The organism is Nocardia sp. NPDC059228, assembly GCF_042754245.1.
GTDB lineage: Bacteria > Actinomycetota > Actinomycetes > Mycobacteriales > Mycobacteriaceae > Nocardia.
In genome coordinates this window covers 60907-76928 of the sequence record NZ_JBHZAL010000027.1, presented here as the reverse complement: position 1 = coordinate 76928, position 16022 = coordinate 60907, and the positions used below count along the sequence as shown (strand labels likewise).

The window sequence follows — 16022 nt, the reverse complement described above, 5'->3', positions numbered from 1 at the left end:
CGGGGGGAGTCTGCGGCGCCGGTCGGTTCCGTTGCGGCAATTGCGGTGTGGGTTGAGAGCGCCCTTGTCGGATCGTGGTCAGTTGGCGTGCCGGTGCTGGAATCTCATGTCGGCCCACGGCCATCCGGTGTCGCGTCCGTGGACTGTTCGCGCTCAGTGATGCGCTGCTGGTAGGTCCGTAGGACTGTCAGCTGGGCCGATTCGGCGGCATGATCGGCGTGGCGGATGGCCGCGACTTGGTCGGGTGGGTCGGCGAGGAAGAAGCTGCCGCTTCCGGGTTTGCCGGCGATCCCGAGCCGGTTCATCTTCTTCGGCACCGTTGCGCCCTGGTAGTCCAGCGGGATGGGATGGCCGTGGTCGTCGACGGGGCCGAGTGATTGGTGCAGCTCGATGTATTCGCCGTGGGGGAGGCGGCGGATGACGCCGGTTTCGATGCCGTGCTCGAGTACGGTCCGGTCGGCTCGCTGCAATCCGACGCAGAGCCGGTAGGCGATGAAGTAGGCCAGCGGCGGCAGGACCAGGATGCCGATGCGTCCCGCCCAAGTGGTCGCGTTGAGGGAGATGTGGAACTTGTAGGCGATGATGTCGTTGGCGCCCATCAGGGTCAGGATCACATAGGTGGTGATGGACATGGCGCCGATGCCGGTGCGCACCGGCACGTCCCGGGGACGTTGCAGCAGGTTGTGACGGGCGGTGTCGCCGGTGAGGCGCTTCTCGATCCACGGATAGACGATCAGCACCGCGAAGATCAGGCCCATGATCAGGGCGACCCAGAATGCCGCCGGGATGGTGTACCGGCCCAGATACAGTTCCCACGGTGGCATGGTGCGGGCCAGTCCCTCGGTCCACATCATGTAGAAGTCCGGTTGCGATCCCGCCGACACCTGGGAGGGGTTGTAGGGGCCGAGGTTCCAGATCGGATTGATCTGCAGCAGGCCGCCCATGAGCGCCAGCGCGGCCAGCGTGAACGCGAAGAACGCACCCTGGTCCAGGGAGAAGACCGGCACGATCCGAGTGCCGATCACGTTGCGTTCGGTTCGCGCCGGACCGGGGTACTGCGTGTGCTTCTGGTACCAGACCAGGGCGATATGGGCGGCGATCAGGGCGAGCATGATGCCGGGGATCAGCAGCACGTGGGTGATGAACATCCGGGGCACGATGATGTTGCCGGGGAAATCGCCGCCGAAGAGCAGCCAGTGCAGCCAGGTGCCGACGATGGGCAGGCCCATCGTGATGCCGCCGAAGGCCAGCCGCAGCCCGGTGCCCGAGAGCAGATCGTCGGGCAGTGAATAGCCGAAGAAGCCCTCGAACATGGCCAGGATCAACAGGATGGCGCCGATGACCCAGTTGGCCTCGCGTGGTTTGCGGAACCCGCCGGTGAAGAAGACGCGGAACAGGTGCACGATCATCGAGGCGACGAACAGCAGTGCGGCCCAGTGGTGGACCTGACGGATGAACAGGCCGCCACGGACTTCGAAGGAGATGTTCAGGGTGGATTCGTAGGCCCGGGACATCGTCACTCCGCGCAGCGGCTGATACGGCCCGTTGTAGACCACGTCGGTCATCGACGGATCGAAGTACAGCGTCAGATAGACGCCGGTCAGCACCAGGATGATGAAGCTGTACAGGGCGATCTCACCGAGCAGGAACGACCAGTGCGTGGGAAAGACCTTGTTGATCGACCGTTTGATGAACGCCGCGAGACGATAGCGCTCGTCGGCCGCGTTGGCCTGGACGGCGAGAGCTGATGTGTGGCGTCGGATCCGTGCCATGACCGGTCTCCTTGGGCGTGCCGGGTCGCGTCGCCCGGCAGAGCGTGACATAACGCCTTGTCGATCTTGGTCTACGCCGCGAAGATGAAGCATTCATGAAGATCAACTCGCTGCGTTCCGGAGGCGGGGTGTAGGCGTGGTCATGAAGGGGATGGACTTTCGCGTCGGGGTTGCCCGGCGTTGCCGATGCCGAGAGTGTGGGCGGGAGGTTGATCCATATGCGGGTACTGGTGGTCGAGGACGAGCCGAAGATGGCGCGGCTGCTGAGGCATGGGCTGACCGAGGAGGGGTACGCCGTCGACGTCGCGGCGGACGGACCCGATGGCTACGGTGCGGCGGCCAGCCGCGCGTACGACGCGGTCGTACTGGATGTGATGCTGCCCGGATTCTCCGGGTTCGAGGTGTGCCGGCGATTGCGGAACGAGGGCGTCTGGGTGCCGGTGCTGATGCTGACCGCGCGCGGCGCGGTGCGCGACCGGGTCACGGGCCTCGATGACGGTGCCGACGACTTCCTCATCAAGCCGTTTCATCTCGACGAGCTGTTCGCCCGGTTGCGGGCTCTGATCCGCCGCGGCCCGGTCCCACGGCCGACCGTGCTGCGGGTCGGCGATCTTCGCATCGATACCGCGGCACGGCGATGCTGGCGCGGTGATGATGAAATCGTGCTCACCGCAAAGGAATACGCACTGCTGGAGATGTTCGCGCGGCAGCCCGGCGCGGTGCTGACCCGGGAACTGCTCATCGAGCACTGCTGGGATTTCGCATACGAATCGCGTTCCAATGTCGTGGACGTCCACATCCGCGGACTACGGGAAAAGATCGACCGTCCGTTCGGCGTGATATCGCTGGAGACCGTGCGCGGCGCGGGATATCGGCTGCGTAGCGACGGTGGCCGGATAGAAAGTTCCCCAGCATGATTCGCCGCCGGCCGATCCGCATCAAGCTCACCGTCGCTTTCACCCGGACATGGCGGCGGTGCTCGCGACGGTGGGGTACGCCCGCAGACCAATCCCGCGCAGGATCGGCTCGGCATCCCGCGGGCGGTCAGTCGAGAATGTCGAGTGCGGTGAGGATGTCGGTGGTTTCGGTGCGCAGATTTCTCCATCGAGGGGATTTCCTGAACAACCTGGCCTAATGAACGGTCTCGACAAGGCATACCGGTCGGTATTATTCGAGCAGCTGTCAAGACACACCGTTCGAGTTCGCGAGAGGACCGGCGATGGCAGTGAGACGGAAGTGACCGGGCTGCCGCGCTACGCGCCGATGCTGGCCACGGCCGGCGTGGTTCCCCGCGATGACGCGAAATGGAACTATGAAGTCAAGTTCGACGGCATCCGCGCCATCTGTTATGTCAGCGATGATCTGCGGCTGATGTCCCGCAACGACAGGAACATCACCGCGGCCTGGCCGGAACTCGCCGCGCTCGGACCCTCGAGTCCCGCCTTCGTCGTGGACGGCGAAATCGTTGCGCTCGGTGAGGATGGACGATCCTCGTTCGAAGCTCTTCAGCCGCGGATGCATCAGCGCAACCCTGCCATGATTCGTTCCCTGGCCACTGCGATCCCGGCCACCTACATGATCTTCGACCTGCTCCACGTCGGTGATCGCTCGCTGATCGACCTGCCCTACCGGCAGCGGCGGGAATTAATCGAACAACTCGACCTACGCGGACCGCACTGGCAGACGCCACCCCGCCTGAAGGGTCCCGGGGAGGCGGTGCTCGACGAATCGCGACAGCTACGGCTGGAAGGCATCGTCTGCAAACGCCTCGACAGCCCCTATCTGCCGGGGCGGCGCAGCCCGCTCTGGATCAAGGTCAAGAACGTTCGTGATCAGGAAGTCGTCATCGTCGGCTGGCGCCCGGGCGCCGGGCGGCGAGCCGGTCACATCGGCTCACTACTGATGGCAGTTCACGACGACACGGGCGAACTCACCTACATCGGTAACGTCGGCACGGGCTTCACCCAGGCGACGCTCGACGACCTGAGTGCGAAACTCCAACCGCTGCAACGCAACACGCCCTCGGTCGCGGCTTCCGTGCCCGACGCGGTTTGGGTCGAACCCGAACTCGTCGGCGAGGTGACCTTCACCGGCTGGACCAGCGACGCCCGACTCAGGCACCCATCGTGGCGTGGATTGCGGTTCGACAAGAACCCACGCGAAGTCCGCCGAGAGCCGTAACGCCGCGCGGGAGGTCAGCGGGTTGCGCCCGGGCGCAGCATTCCCAGCAAGGCGGCGAACCCGAGTGCGGACCTGGGTTCATAGGCGGCGCGCCACAATCCGCCGTGCAGGGCCTGGTCGCTGAACAGCGCTTCCGGGTGCGGCCGCGGCGTCGGCGGCCGGTGCAGATCGTGGATCAGCAGGGCGGCCATCAGCACGCGGCAGGTGTCGGGTTCGAATACCTCGACCCGGAAGTGGTGCGCACCCCCATAGGCGGCAGCCAGTGCGCGATTCTTGGTGACCGAACGGGTCCACGACGCCGGCGCGACGTTGAACGAGACGAGCTGACCGTCCCGCGATGATCCCGCGCCAGCGCTGGAGCCGTTTGGCCAGCGCATAGCTGGGTCCCTGCTGGGGTACGAGAACATCGGCGAGGCCGGACCCGTCCGCGTGCGTCGTGGTGTACGGCGGCCGGAAGAGCCTGCCTCGCGATACCGAGCGGGCCACGCTGTCCAGGTATTTCGCCACCCGCGTCCACGCCATGCGCTCACCCCGGCGTCTACGACCTCGCGGGGTACGACGAAGGCGTCGGTGGGGGTGCCGCGCAGCGGCGGCTGTGGACCGTCTCCGAACAGCTGACCGGAGTCGCCTTCGAGGTCTGACCGGCTTCGTCGCAGGTGGCTGATTCTCGCGCCGTGCTTCCAGCCGCCGGGTGTAGCGGCGCCATGCGCGAACCTGCGGACCCTGATCGGCGACCACGGCCAACATGGACCACCGTGTGTGCAGGCGCTGACGTCAGGATGAGATGTAAGCGCTGTCAACACTTGTTAAATTGGTTCCATGGCAACGTCGAACGCGCCGTATCACCACGGCGATCTGCCCAGCGCGCTGGTGCGCGCGGCTGTGGAACTCCTCGAGGAGAGCGGTGCGGGTGAGCTTTCGCTCCGCGCCGCCGCGCGGCGGGCGGGCGTGTCGACCGCCGCGCCGTACCGTCACTTCGCCGATCGCGATGCCCTGCTGTCCGCCGTCGCCGCCGTGGGTTACCGCGAGCTGACTGCGCAACTGGTCGCCGCGGCCGCCGCGCCGGCCAATGCCGCGGACCTCGCCGAGATCGCGGTCGCCTACGTGCGGTTCGCCCTGACGCGGCCCGGGCTCTTCCGGGTGATGTTCTCCGAGCCGTGCGATCCCAGCAGCCCGGAACGGGTGGCGGCGACCACCGCGATCCACGAGTACGTGAAATCGATTGTGCGGCAGATCTTTCCCACTGCCAGCGAGGAAGACCTGGCGACGGCGCTGTGGGCGTTGGTCCACGGCCTGGCCTTCTTGTACCTGCACGGCAAGTTCGAGGCCGATTCCGTCGAAAGCCGCGTCCGGAGCGCCGTTTTCGCGGCGCTCGACGCGACGGTCACATCCAGCGAGCCCTCGGGCGCCTGATCCGGGCCGCGGGCGACTGGGCTCGCCGGTGAGGGAGGGGCGCATCAGGGCTCGCGTACCTGCAACAACACCTTGCCTACGGTATCGGCGGAATCCAGCAGCGGGTGCGCTTCGGAGACATCGTGGATGGGCACCACGGCGGACACGACCGGCGCGACGGTGCCTGCGGAAATCAGCGGCCACAGCCGCCGGCGCAGGTCGGACATGATCTCGGCCTTGGATCCGAGGCCATATTCGGGACGGCGACGCAGGTTCGTCACGTGGACCGAGGCCCGTTTGCCCAGCATCACACCGAGATTCAGCTCGGCGACCGCCCCATCCTGGAGGCCGCGGGACGCGATCGCGATATCGGTGACCTCGAGGAAGGCATCGCGACGGGTCTTGCCGTTCTCGGCCTGCATCAGGTCCAGGACCTCGTGCTGTCGCTCGAGCAGCAGGTCGTGGAAGCGCAGCAGGATCGCTTTCCGCTCGTGCACCGGTGTGGCGGCCCAGGCCGGCTGGACGCCGCGAGCGCGGGCGAACGCCGTCTCGACGTCCGCGGGCGTCGAGACCGGCAGGGTGGCGAGCGGGTCACCGGTGTAGGGGGCCGTGGTGGTGACGTACGTGGCGTCCGGTCCGGCCTCGACGCGTGCGGCGAGCCGCGCGAGCAGGGCCGGGGTCAGCGAAGCGGGCAGGCCCGAGGTACGGGCCGGGGTGGATCTGGTGGCGTGGTCGATGGTCATAGCGGCTCCGGATTCAGTGCAATGCCGCGCGCAGGGTGTCCTGCGCCAGCTTGATCGCGGCCTTCGCCGCCTGGGTCGAGCGCAGCGCGTTCAGCATCACGAAGTCGTGGATGATGCCGCCGAACCGCACCTGGGTGACCGGCACACCGGCCTCGCGGAGTTTGGCCGCGTAGGCCTCACCCTCGTCGCGCAGCACATCGGCTTCGCCGGTGATCACCAACGCCGGCGGGAGGCCGCGCAGCTGCTCGATCGATGCGCGCAGCGGGGACGCGTGGATCTCCTCACGCTGGGCGTCGTTCTCGGTGTACTGGTCCCAGAACCACTTCATGCCCTCGCGGGCGAGGAAGTAGTGCTCGGCGAACTGGTGATAGGACGCGGTGTCGAAGTTCGCGTCGGTGACCGGATAGAACAGCACCTGTTGCTGGATCCGCACATCGCCGCGCTCCTTGGCCATCAGTGTGAGAACGGCGGTCATATTGCCGCCCACCGAATCTCCGGCGGCCGCGAATCGTGAAGCGTCGAGCCCTTTTTCGGCGCCGTGGGCGAACACCCACTGCGCGGCGGCGTAGTTCTGCTCGATCGCGGTCGGATACTTGGCTTCCGGCGACAGGTCGTACTCGGGAAACACCACGGCGGCGTCGGCGCCGACCGCGAGTTCGCGGACCAGCCGATCGTGGGTGTGCGCGTTGCCGAAAACCCAACCGGCGCCGTGGATGTAGAAGACGACCGGCAGCGTGCCGGTGGCGCCCGCGGGTTTGACGATGCGGACCTGCACCGACCCGGTCGGTCCGCCTTCGACCGTGATCCATTCCTCGTCGATCGCCGGCTTGTCGATCTCCCCGGACTGAACCTCGTCCACCGCCTTGCGGCCTTCGGCCGGCGGTAGCTGGAACAGAAACGGCGGAGTGTCGGTGGCCTTCGCGAACTCGACCGCCTCGTTTTCGAGCACCGGCTTGATTTCCGTCATCGCCTTCTCCTTCTGGTCTGGTGTTCTCGGGTTCCGGATGTACCGCGTTCCGGGACGGTCAGCGCCGGGCCGGGACCGAGGTCGGGACCGGCATGTGCAGGGCGAGTTGCCCTTCGGTGATCACATCGAGTCGAACGGTCCTGATCGGTGCGAGCGATCGCAGGTCTTCGGACAGGCGGCCGCGGCCCAAGGTCAGATCGACATTGCGGGGCAGGCTCACGCTGCCGGCCGACAGCACATTGGTCTGGCTCAGCGTCGAATGCCACGCACCGGCGATCGATGTGTACGAGGTGAGTGTCGAAACACGCTCGCCGCTGCGGTATTCGGCCTGGGCGGGCGTGGCGACCGAGAGCGACAAGTCGGTGTTGCCACTGTCGTCGGCGACGCGTGCCGTGGTGCGGGTGGCGTCGATGTCGACGTCGATGTCGGTGACCCACTTGGGAAATCCGTAGCCGTCGTGCCCGCGGACCTGGGCGATATGGGTGTTCACCGGCAGCGACAGCACATAGGAATCGAGGCGATCGTTGTCGAGTCCGGCGAGGAGGTCGACGAATCCGAGCCGGCCGTGCCGGGCCGGCCGGACGGCGACCCCGACGGCGGCTTCGGTGTAGAAGTCGATGTCGCACACGTCGTATCGGAAGAACATGACCGAGATCAGGCCGATCCCGGGCGCGATCTCCAGCGGCGCCAGCTCCTCCGGCAGGCGGGAACGGCTCGCGCGCGACGGAGCCAGCATGGTCAGCCGCGCACTCGACATGCGGTAGTAGAAGTTCGGGGTGAAGGTCTCACCGATCCGCGAGTCGACCTTGACCTTGGGTAGCTGCCGGAAGAAGTCCACACTGCTCACCCGGGGATCCCCCGCCACTTCGTCCAGGTCGGTGTCCATCCGGAACCGGTCGTAGAGACCGCCTCCGGGCACGGTGACCCGGTGGCCACCCAGATCGACCTCGACGGTGCTGACTCGAGTCGGTGACATCGGTGTACTTCTCTCGCTCGCTGGTATGTGGGCGGACCGACGTTAACCGCGAATGTTAGCAGTGTCAACACTGGGATATGGGAATTCCGGCCGATTTCGGCGCGGCCGATCGTCGCCCCATGTTCCATGACCGGGCGACTCTCGGACGCGCCACGCCTCAACGGCCTGCCCCGGCCGAAATAACCTCGGGGGCAATGGGTATCGGCCCGTCATGAGCTCATCTCGAGGACTGCGTCGCACCGATGTCGGCGACGAGTCGCTGTGCCAGATCGGCCGAAGACTGCGGGTTCTGGCCTGTATACAGATTTCCATCGACCACGACATACGGCCGCAGCGGCAGCCTCGCCTTGGAGTAGTCGACGCCCAGCTCCTTCAGTTTGTCTTCGAGCAGCCACGGGGCCTTCCGGGCGAACCGGTTGAGCAACTCCTCCCGGTTGGACAAGCCGGTCATCCGGCGGCCGGCGAAGGGCGATGTTCCGTCCGGCGCGGTCGCGGCCAGAATGGCCGCGGGGGCATGGCACAGCAGCGCGAGCGGGCGACCGGATGTCAGCCGATGGCTCAGCAGCGCACCCGAGATCTTGTCGTAGGCGAGATCCTCCATCGGGCCGTGCCCGCCCGGATAGAACACCAGATCGAAGTCGTCCGCATCGACGGCATCGAGGGGTTCCGGCGTGGCCAGGACATCCGCGATGCTGTCGAGGTAGCGCTCCACTTCGCGGCGCTTCCATGGCATCCCACCGGCGATTCCGATGCTGAGCCGATCGAGCGTCGGAGCCTTGCCGCCCGGCGTCGCGACGGTGATGTCCCATCCGGCCTCGCTGAAGGTCCGGTGCGGAACTGCCACCTCCTCCGCCCAGTAGCCCGACGGATGCGGCGTTCCGTCGTTCAATGTCCACCGGTCAGCGGCCGTGATAACGAACAGAACCTTCGTCACGCTCGTTCCTCCTGATGCGTTGTTCTGCAGACGGATAGGGCGCCGGCGGCCGGGTTGGGACGAGATCGGGAAAGCGTCGATCAACTCGACGCGCACCGCCGAAGCGACGAATGCCGCCACCTAATGTATTCACCGCTAACATTAGCGGCAGCGTTGCCGCCCGTCAACGGTGTTGACAGCGCTTACATGGCAGTTCCGCGTCATGTTGACACTGAATGCATTGACCCGACTCGATGACCGGACGCATCGTACTGCCAGGCGCGGCTACACGGGCGGGCTCGTTCTCGGCGCGCTACTGAGCAGGCGACTGAAACCCATTGTGGCCGAACATGATCGCGATGCGGAGGCATCGGCCGGTGGGCGAACGTACCCCCTCCGCGATCCGTGTCTTCACCGTGCGCGGTGGCCGCAAGTACGCGACCGTCGTCTCATGCACCGCTCGACGGGAGACCTGATGGCTTGGGCCGCAGAGCAACTCGCCACCCCGGCCTGCCGCCTCATCAGGAATTGGGTATGAGGTATTCGCCGCTGAGATGGGTCGGGCGAGCGCTGGTCCCGCATCGGTGATCGCCCGTGCGACGGGTGCGCATGTCACTTCCCGAACTCGGAGAATTCGCATCAGAGATGCGGCGAATGCGAGTTGTGTCAATTCCGTGAACCAGGGGATGGATCGATATCTGATCGATCGTATGCGCTGACGTGATGCCGGGGTGATCGATACCATCGCGGGAGGGCAAGAGATCGCCGATGCCATCGAGTGCGGGATCGACCAGCGCAGGACCGAGGCGGAAATTCTCATGGAGGCCGCTGAATCCGATCGCCCACTGGGCGAGAGCGAGCGCGAGGAGCTCACGCGGTTGCGGGAACTCGCGGCGCATCGCGATGCGCCCGGCACCGGCGACCCGGCCGGTGGGCGGGCGGGGCGCGAACACCGCGGCGCACTGCGCTGGGCGGCCACGGTCGTGCTGCTGGCCCTCGTCGCCGTCCTGGCAGTCGGCTCGGTACTCGCGCGATTCGCCCACGGCGAAGTGCTCGACACCGACCGCTACATCCGGATCGTCACGCCGCTGGGGGCCGATCCGGCGCTGCAGAGCGAGCTGGCCGACCGGATCACCGACGCGATCATGGACCATGTCGACGTCGAGGCCATCACGGCCCAGGCGCTGGCGGCGATCACCGAGAACAACCCCCGGGTGCCCGCCGCGTTGGTCGGGGTCGCCCCGCTGGTCGGCAAGCAGGCACGAGACTTCGTGCGGGACACGGTGACGTCCGTCCTCGCGTCGAATGAGTTCGAAGCCCTGTGGATTCAGGCGAACCGGCAGGCGCACACGGGCATTGCCGCCGTTCTCACCGGCCACGCCGATGCGGCAGTCGGTATGAGCGAGGACGGCACCGTGAGCGTGTCGCTCGGGCCGATCATCGACAGGGTGCGGACCGTGCTGACCGAAGAAGGCTTCACCTTCGTCGAGCAGGTGCCGGCCATCGATCGGTCCTTGGTGCTGTTCCGTTCGCCGGAACTGGTCGAGGCGCGGTGGTGGGTGTCGTTCCTGGACCGGGTCGACCGGGTGGCGCCGTGGCTCACCGTGCTCGTGGCGGCCTGCGCCGTCCGGGTCGCGCCGAAAGGCGCACGCCGGCAAGCGTTTTCCTGGGTGGGGGTGGCGCTGGCGCTGGCCATGGCGACACTGGCGGTAGCCATCGGCATCGCACGATCGGCGTACCTGCACGCGGTGCCCGCCGAGGTGATGACTCCGCAAGCGGCCGCGACGGTGATCGATGCCTTTCTCGTGCCATTGCGGACCACCGTGCGCGCGGTGTTCGCGGCCGCCGTGGTGATCGCGCTCGCCGGGTTCCTCAGCGGGCCCTCGAGATCCGCGGTCGCGGTGCGGGAAGGCTACAACCGGGCCCTCGCCGCGATGCGATCACGGCGAGACGGCCGAGATCAACAGGCGATCGAATCCGCCGTCGGCCGGTTTCGCGGCCCGCTCCTGGGCGGCATCATCGCCGTCGCGGTGATCGTCCTCGTCTTCTGGCGATATCCGACGGGGCTGGTCGTCGTCGGGACAGTGCTCGTCACCGTCGCCGCTCTGCTCGCCGTGGAACTGGTGGCCGGACCGCGGCCCGTTCGACGCGACCGAGCTCACCGCTGATCTCACGCGCCGGTCGCCGGGGCCCGGTGCCGCAGATAATGCCCGACAGCCGTGTCGTCCGATGCGACGGCCTTGACGATCGCTGCCGCACCCACGATCACCACCGACATCACGAAAAGCCAACTGACAGAGGTGAAAGCGAGCCCCCACGGCCCGAAGTGCCGCTGGGCTTGCGCCGTGATGCGTGGCAGCACGAGACGAGCGACCACGTGCACCGCGGTCAGCCCGACCGCGGTCAGGACGCCGGTCGTCCAGAGCACCCGCCTGGTCAGCGCGCCCTTGGTGAGCAGGAACGGCGCGAACGCCCACACCAGGGTCCACACCGCGATCTCACCGAGCAGCGCGAGCGGCTGCCCCGCGACCCGAATCCGGGTCAGATCGCGGGTCTGCTCGACGAGTGCGGTCGACAACGCCACCGCGAGCAGGGCGGTCAACCACCGCCAGGCATCCCGCGGCCCCATCGACGGCACCCGCCACACCGCCCCGTAGACCCGGCCGAGCGCCCGAGCGAACGAGGTGCCGCTGAGGATGATCATCAGCAGCCCGACCACACCGAACGCGGCCAGTGACCGATCCGATGACGTGGCCGCGTCCCCGGCGTGCAAGACGGCGGGGTCGAAGCCGAACTGATCGCGAATGGTGTCGGTGGTCGGTTGCCAGCCGCTGAACGCCGACGCGGCGATGATCACCGGAAGCACCGAGGTGAAGATCTGCGCTGCCAACGCCAGTGCTCGATCGACGAGCTCGATCTCGACGAGTGTTTCGCCCACGCGCCATGCTGTCCGGCCGGCAGGTGTGGCGCGTAACCAGCGGATAGCGGCTCGGGCGCGCGCCGCGGATGCTCGCCGAGCCGCCGATGGTCGGGATTTCACGGAACGAGCGATGGGTCGATGGGCGACTGCCGCACGGGCGAGGTCACGAATACCTCCCTCAGCTCGACTTTCGACCGGTGATCCGAGACTCCGATCCATCAAACCAAGAACTGGTGTCCGTGCTGCCGCTCTGCGAGCAGCGAGTCCGCGTGACACGTGCGCCGGCGAGGGCGATGCCGCCGCCACGGTGCCGCCGGTTCGCTGGCGCGGTGCCGGGTCAGCGGCGATGCTGCGAGTGAACTATGAGATGCGGCAAGGCAATTGGCGTAATCGCAAGCGATCGACCACAATTGAAGGAATGGGTGGCGTTGGGGCACGAAAGCTACGCGAGCTCTCGGCTGCCGAGTCACTGAAACGGCTGGCCGGCGCGCAATTCGGGCGAATTGTGTACTCGCGCCGTGGACTTCCGATCATCCGGCCGGTCAATCACATCGTCGAAGAGGATGTGGTGGTGGTGCGGGCACAGCTGGGCGCCAGCCTGCTGCGGGGTGACGGCCAGGTGGTGGCGTACGAGGCCGACTCGTTCGACGAGCACACCCGGCAGGGCTGGAGCGTGATCGTCACCGGGGTCGCGCGGGTGGTGATGGATCCCGAGCAGGTGCAGCGCTACGAGACGCTGCTCGACCCCTGGATCAACCTGCCGATGGACCACGTCATCCGTATCGAGGCCGAGGTCGTCACCGGCCTCGAGCTGATCGACGAGGGCAGCTGACCGCACGCCACGTGCGGCGGTGACTGTGACGCCGGATACCACTCCGGTAGCGTGGCACGCCGTTGGACCGAGCCCGGCAAACCGCCGGCAGGCTCGGCGCGGCCGGTGGCTCCCGATCACGAACGGCGGGTTCCGGCCGCACGCACGCGAGAGGAACCGCATTTGACAGCCTCGGAAAGGCAGCTACCGGACATCGGTACCGCACGCACGGACGACGAGGGGTATTCCCGCGGCCTGTCGCCGCGCACCATTCAGATGATCGCCATCGGCGGCGCGATCGGCACCGGCCTGTTCTACGGCGCGGGCGGCGCGATCCAGAAGGCCGGCCCGGCGCTCATCCTCTGCTATCTGGCCGCCGGCCTGGCCATCTTCGTGATCATGCGGGCCCTGGGCGAACTGCTCACCTACCGGCCCGTCACCGGCAGCTTCGCCGAATACGCCAATGAGTTCCTGGGCCGCTTCGCGGGTTTCGCCACCGGCTGGACCTACTGGGCGGTCTGGGTGGCCACCTGCATGGCCGAGATCACCGTGGCCGGCAAGTACGTGCAGTACTGGTTCGACATCCCGCAGTGGGTGACCGCGCTGGTGGTGCTGGGCATCATGTTCATCGCCAACCTGGTGTCGGTGCGGCTGTTCGGCGAGGGCGAATTCTGGTTCTCCGCCATCAAGGTGACCGCCATCGTGGCCATGATCGTGATCGGCGTCGGCGTGCTGATCTTCCACTTCGGCCACGCCACGAACCCGACCGTCACCAACCTGTGGAACGACGGCGGCGTGTTCCCCAACGGCTTCGGGCAGGCGCTGCTGGCCCTGCAGATCGTGGTATTCGCCTACGTCGGTGTCGAACTGGTGGGCGTCACCGCGGGTGAGGCGCGTGACCCCAAGCGCACGCTGCGCAAGGCGATCAACAGCCTGCCGCTGCGCATCGGCCTGTTCTATGTCGGCGCGCTCGTGGTCATCATGTCGGTGTCGAGCTGGCGCACCTTCCACGCGGGCCGCAGCCCGTTCGTGGAGATCTTCGAGCAGATCGGTATCCCGGGCGCGGCCGGGATCATCAATTTCGTGCTGCTGACCGCGGCGCTGTCGTCCTGCAACTCCGGCATCTACTCCACCGGCCGCATGCTGCGCAGCCTGTCGCAGCGCGCGGAGGCCCCGGCCGCCCTGGGCTCACTGAGCGGCCGATCGGTGCCCGCGGCCGGTATCGCGGTCTCGGCGGCGGTCATGGTGATCGGCGTGGCGGTGAACTACTTCTCGCCCGACAAGGCCTTCGGCTACATCACGTCGGTGTCCACCATGGGCATCATCTTCGTGTGGGGCGTGATCCTGGTCTGCCACCTGCTCTACCGCCGCCGCGTCAAGCAGGGTGTGCTGCCGGGCAGCGACTACCGCCTGCCGGGCGCACCCGTCACCACCGTGCTCGCCCTGGCCTTCCTGGCACTGGTCGTCGTCCTGCTGTTCTTCACCGAGGACGGCCGCAGCGCCCTGGTGGTCGGCCTGGTCTGGGGCGTCCTGGTCTGCGCCGGCTACCCCCTGCTTTCCCGCAAGCGTTCGGCGAGCGCTGTTTAACAGCTAGTCTCGATGGGCATGACGCATGCTCGAGATCGTCGGGGGAGGCAATCGGCGGCGTACGACCCCGCCACGGTGCCGCTACGCCCGACGAGACCCAGCAGGTCGACAAGACCCGGCCAATCCAGACCCCGCCCGCCCACCGCCCACCGCCCTCGTGAACGCCCCGAGCGAACACGCCGGGCGCTGGCGGCCGGGCGGGTGGCAATGGCCCTGCTGGCGGTCGCGGTGCTGACCGCCACCGGCGCGGCCTGGCGTAGATACCATCAGGAATTGAGCGGGCTGACCATCTCCGGTGTCACTCCGGACGGCCCCAAATCCAGCGGCAAGACCCAGAACATCCTGGTCATGGGCCTGGACAGCCGCCTCGACGAGCACGGCAATCCACTGCCCCAGGACATGTACGACGCGCTGCACGCGGGGGACGACAGCGAGGGCGGCTTCAATGCGAATGTGCTGATCCTGGTCCACATTCCGGGCGACGGCTCCAAATCCACCGCCATCTCCATTCCCCGCGACGACTACGTCACCCTCGATCCCGCGTCCTGCGCCACCTCCCCGTGTAAGGGAAAGATCAAGCAGGCGTACGGATTCGCCTACGCGCGGGCCAAGGACAAGCTCGCGGCCGCCGGGGTCAAGGATCCACTGGAACTCGATCAGAAGTCCCGCGACGCGGGCCGCCTCGCCGAGAGCAATACGGTCGGCAAGTTCCTCGGCAATGTGCCCGTCGACCATTTCGTCGAGATCACCCTGGCCGCCTTCTTCCAGATCGCCGAGGCCGAACAGCCGATCACCGTGTGCCTCAACGAGGACACCTCCGACGGCTACTCGGGCGCCAACTTCAAGAAGGGCAAGCAGCAGATCGACGCGGCGCAGGCCATGGCCTTCGTGCGCCAGCGGCGCGACCCGGATCAGCCGCTGTTCACCGACCTGGACCGCACCCGCCGCCAGCAGGCCTTCATCGTGTCCCTGGCCCGGCAGTTGCAGGACGGCGGCACCCTCAGCAGTCCCGGCAAGCTGCGCGCGCTGCTGGATATCGCCAAGCAGAACACCGCCATCGACAGCGGCCTGGACCCACTGTCGTTCGCGCAGCGCGCCTCCGCGCTGCTCGACGACGGGCTGTCGCTGTACACGCTGCCGGTCAAGGACTTCGGCACCGACGACGCGGGGGAGTCGATCAATATCGTGGATTCGGACGAGATCAAGGGGATCGTGCGAAACCTGCTGTCCCCGGGCGCTTCCGGCACCACCACGACCACTACGCCCGCGCCCGCCACCACCGGCATCCCGGATGCCACCGGCATCGTGCTGAACGTCGTCAACAGCTCCGGTGAGAACGGCCTGGCCGCCAAGGTCGAACAGGCCCTGGCCACACGGGGTTTCACGCAGGGCGCCGCGACCACCGGCGCGGCCCGCGACACCACCACGCTCACCTACGGCGCGGGCGCCGAATCCGCCGCCACCGCCCTCGCGGCCCAACTCGGACTCACCGCCACCGGTTCGGCGGCCGTGGAAGCCCAGGCCGTCCAGCTCACCCTGGGCAGCGACGCCCGCAGCGGACCCCTCGCGAATGTGCCGGTCGACCAGGCCGATCCGCCCACCTCGGCCACCCGCACCAGGACCCCGGCCACCTCCACCACCCCGCCCGTCCCGGTCTCGGCCACCGCCCCAGGCGCCAACGCGCCCGAGGCCACCGACCTGTCGCAGATGGATACCGGCGGCATTCCCTGTGTGAGGTAACCGAATTCGCGCATGTCCCG

Annotated in this window: 13 protein-coding genes and 2 pseudogenes; 7 read left to right on the top strand and 8 right to left on the bottom strand. The window is 67.3% G+C overall.

Features of this window, described 5'->3' with window-relative positions; genetic code table 11:
* Window positions 1-104: 104 nt before the first annotated feature.
* Window positions 105-1772, bottom strand: a complete 1668-nt coding sequence (locus ACFXKA_RS31585; RefSeq protein WP_379430085.1) for a cytochrome bc complex cytochrome b subunit — start codon at window positions 1770-1772, stop codon at window positions 105-107.
* 218 nt (window positions 1773-1990) lie between these two features.
* On the opposite strand from ACFXKA_RS31585, the gene ACFXKA_RS31580 reads away from it, so the two are divergent.
* Window positions 1991-2689 carry a response regulator transcription factor gene (locus tag ACFXKA_RS31580; protein ID WP_379430084.1) on the top strand — a complete coding sequence of 233 codons (699 nt, stop codon included), beginning with the start codon at window positions 1991-1993 and terminating at the stop codon, window positions 2687-2689.
* 217 nt (window positions 2690-2906) lie between these two features.
* Window positions 2907-3953 (top strand): non-homologous end-joining DNA ligase, encoded by a 1047-nt coding sequence (ligD, locus tag ACFXKA_RS31575; RefSeq protein WP_379430083.1) that lies wholly within the window; start codon window positions 2907-2909, stop codon window positions 3951-3953.
* Between the two features lie 14 nt (window positions 3954-3967).
* Here ligD and ACFXKA_RS31570 read toward each other — a convergent pair whose 3' ends face one another.
* Window positions 3968-4330, bottom strand: a complete 363-nt coding sequence (locus tag ACFXKA_RS31570; RefSeq protein WP_379430082.1) for a hypothetical protein — start codon at window positions 4328-4330, stop codon at window positions 3968-3970.
* A 442-nt stretch (window positions 4331-4772) separates the two neighbouring features.
* Between ACFXKA_RS31570 and ACFXKA_RS31565 the strand changes: the two genes are divergently transcribed.
* A complete protein-coding gene (locus tag ACFXKA_RS31565; RefSeq protein WP_379430081.1) occupies window positions 4773-5366 on the top strand; it encodes a TetR/AcrR family transcriptional regulator in 594 nt (197 codons plus the stop codon).
* A gap of 44 nt (window positions 5367-5410) precedes the next feature.
* Here the strand turns inward: ACFXKA_RS31565 and ACFXKA_RS31560 are convergent.
* From ACFXKA_RS31560 to ACFXKA_RS31540, 5 genes and pseudogenes are all read right to left on the bottom strand, one after another.
* Window positions 5411-5695, bottom strand: a pseudogene (locus ACFXKA_RS31560) (zinc-binding dehydrogenase); the annotation flags it as partial.
* Window positions 5696-5719: 24 nt separating this feature from the next.
* Window positions 5720-6088: pseudogene (locus ACFXKA_RS31555) on the bottom strand (aldehyde dehydrogenase family protein); the annotation flags it as partial.
* Window positions 6089-6101: 13 nt separating this feature from the next.
* Window positions 6102-7055, bottom strand: coding sequence for an alpha/beta hydrolase (locus ACFXKA_RS31550; RefSeq protein ID WP_379430080.1), 954 nt, complete (start codon window positions 7053-7055; stop codon window positions 6102-6104).
* A gap of 58 nt (window positions 7056-7113) precedes the next feature.
* Window positions 7114-8031: an acetoacetate decarboxylase family protein gene (locus tag ACFXKA_RS31545; RefSeq protein ID WP_379430079.1), complete on the bottom strand. Its 918-nt coding sequence runs from the start codon at window positions 8029-8031 to the stop codon at window positions 7114-7116.
* Between the two features lie 217 nt (window positions 8032-8248).
* Window positions 8249-8965 (bottom strand): type 1 glutamine amidotransferase domain-containing protein, encoded by a 717-nt coding sequence (locus ACFXKA_RS31540; RefSeq protein WP_379430078.1) that lies wholly within the window; start codon window positions 8963-8965, stop codon window positions 8249-8251.
* Between the two features lie 710 nt (window positions 8966-9675).
* On the opposite strand from ACFXKA_RS31540, the gene ACFXKA_RS31535 reads away from it, so the two are divergent.
* Window positions 9676-11112, top strand: a complete 1437-nt coding sequence (locus ACFXKA_RS31535) for a hypothetical protein (RefSeq protein WP_379430077.1) — start codon at window positions 9676-9678, stop codon at window positions 11110-11112.
* Window positions 11113-11114: 2 nt separating this feature from the next.
* Here the strand turns inward: ACFXKA_RS31535 and ACFXKA_RS31530 are convergent, their stop codons facing one another.
* Complete coding sequence (locus ACFXKA_RS31530; RefSeq protein ID WP_379430076.1) at window positions 11115-11882, bottom strand: hypothetical protein; 768 nt, start codon at window positions 11880-11882, stop codon at window positions 11115-11117.
* Window positions 11883-12282: 400 nt separating this feature from the next.
* Between ACFXKA_RS31530 and ACFXKA_RS31525 the strand changes: the two genes are divergently transcribed.
* The 3 genes from ACFXKA_RS31525 (at window position 12283) to ACFXKA_RS31515 (ending at window position 16002) form a co-directional block, all read left to right on the top strand.
* Window positions 12283-12696 carry a pyridoxamine 5'-phosphate oxidase family protein gene (locus tag ACFXKA_RS31525; protein ID WP_354849802.1) on the top strand — a complete coding sequence of 138 codons (414 nt, stop codon included), beginning with the start codon at window positions 12283-12285 and terminating at the stop codon, window positions 12694-12696.
* Window positions 12697-12858: 162 nt separating this feature from the next.
* Entirely contained in the window at window positions 12859-14262 is a 1404-nt protein-coding gene (locus ACFXKA_RS31520; protein ID WP_379430075.1) for an amino acid permease, read from the top strand.
* Between the two features lie 207 nt (window positions 14263-14469).
* Complete coding sequence (locus ACFXKA_RS31515; protein ID WP_379430074.1) at window positions 14470-16002, top strand: LCP family protein; 1533 nt, start codon at window positions 14470-14472, stop codon at window positions 16000-16002.
* The last annotated feature ends 20 nt before the right edge of the window (window positions 16003-16022 follow it).

Excerpts from the sequence above, each read along its gene's own strand:
- ACFXKA_RS31585 (WP_379430085.1), bottom strand. The coding sequence starts at position 1,772 with ATGGCACGGATCCGACGCCACACATCAGCTCTCGCCGTCCAGGCCAAC.
- ligD (WP_379430083.1), top strand. The coding sequence starts at position 2,907 with ATGAACGGTCTCGACAAGGCATACCGGTCGGTATTATTCGAGCAGCTG.
- ACFXKA_RS31550 (WP_379430080.1), bottom strand. The coding sequence starts at position 7,055 with ATGACGGAAATCAAGCCGGTGCTCGAAAACGAGGCGGTCGAGTTCGCG.
- ACFXKA_RS31565 (WP_379430081.1), top strand. The coding sequence starts at position 4,773 with ATGGCAACGTCGAACGCGCCGTATCACCACGGCGATCTGCCCAGCGCG.
- ACFXKA_RS31570 (WP_379430082.1), bottom strand. The coding sequence starts at position 4,330 with ATGCGCTGGCCAAACGGCTCCAGCGCTGGCGCGGGATCATCGCGGGAC.
- ACFXKA_RS31580 (WP_379430084.1), top strand. The coding sequence starts at position 1,991 with ATGCGGGTACTGGTGGTCGAGGACGAGCCGAAGATGGCGCGGCTGCTG.
- ACFXKA_RS31525 (WP_354849802.1), top strand. The coding sequence starts at position 12,283 with ATGGGTGGCGTTGGGGCACGAAAGCTACGCGAGCTCTCGGCTGCCGAG.
- ACFXKA_RS31515 (WP_379430074.1), top strand. The coding sequence starts at position 14,470 with ATGGCCCTGCTGGCGGTCGCGGTGCTGACCGCCACCGGCGCGGCCTGG.
- ACFXKA_RS31545 (WP_379430079.1), bottom strand. The coding sequence starts at position 8,031 with ATGTCACCGACTCGAGTCAGCACCGTCGAGGTCGATCTGGGTGGCCAC.